The organism is Streptomyces sp. a15 (assembly GCF_059026085.1).
In genome coordinates this window covers 1-991 of the sequence record NZ_JBWLKM010000248.1, presented here as the reverse complement: position 1 = coordinate 991, position 991 = coordinate 1, and the positions used below count along the sequence as shown (strand labels likewise).

Annotated in this window: 2 protein-coding genes; both read right to left on the bottom strand. The window is 70.2% G+C overall.

Annotated elements, in window-relative coordinates; genetic code table 11:
* Positions 1-539, bottom strand: a 539-nt coding sequence (locus AC5P09_RS51945; RefSeq protein WP_493880629.1) for a glycosyltransferase, incomplete at its 3' end; no start/stop codon positions are given.
* A partial coding sequence (locus AC5P09_RS51940) for a glycosyltransferase (protein ID WP_493880628.1) occupies positions 539-991 on the bottom strand: 453 nt, incomplete at its 5' end. The genes AC5P09_RS51940 and AC5P09_RS51945, both read right to left, overlap by 1 nt.

Below are 991 nucleotides of genomic sequence, written 5' to 3'. Positions count from 1 at the left end.
CCCAGGTCGGCCAGTTCGAGCACCTCGTCGGTGCAGGTCGCCAGGACCCGGTCACAGCCCCGGCCGATCTGCCGCTCGATCCCCACCCGCTCGGCCGGACTGGTGTCCTCGTGGCCCTGATGACGCCGCTTGACCGTACCCAGAGCATGAAACGTCTGCACCACCGGAACACCGCGAGGCCCCGCGCCGATCCGGGCGGCCATGCCCGACATCCAGAAATGGGCATGCACCACCCCGGGCCGCTCACGAGCGAAGGCACGCGCCAGATAGGAGCCGAACGCCGGCATGTGGGGAAACAGGTCGTCCTTGGGCACGGCCTCGGGCGGCCCGGCCGGCACATGCTCGACCACCGCACCCCCGGGCAGCGGAACCCGGCCCGGCACACGCGTACCGTCGCGGCGGGTGTAGACCGTCACGTCATGCCCCCGCCGGGCCAACTCCTCCGAGAGGCGGGCCACATACACGTTCTGGCCCCCGGCATCCACACCCCCCAGCGCGGCGAGCGGACTGGCATGCTCGGACACCATGGCGATCCTCATCAGGCCACCACCTCCTTCAACAACCGCTCCCAGTCATCCAGGAAACGGGACAACCCGTACCGGGCCAGCACCGCCGCCCGCGCCCCCTCACCCACCGAACGGGCAGACAACGGATCGGCGCGAAAACCCCGCACCGCCTCATGCAGCACCTCAACCCGGTTCGACACCACCCCCGCCCCCACAGGCACCGCCTCCACCACCTCCGTCGTCGCCAACGCCACCACCGGCACCCCCAGATGCATCGCCTCCAGCAACGACAACCCCAACGACGTCCACCGCACCGGATGCACATACACCCGCCGCCGCGCCAACGCCCCATGCAGTTCGCGCTGGACGAGTTCATGAGACCGACACCGGTCAGGCGACAGACCGAGATGGCCGGCCAGGCCTTCGGTGCCCATCCCGAACACGTCCAGCGGGGCCACGTCGGCGAACCCCGGCAGCAGATCGGT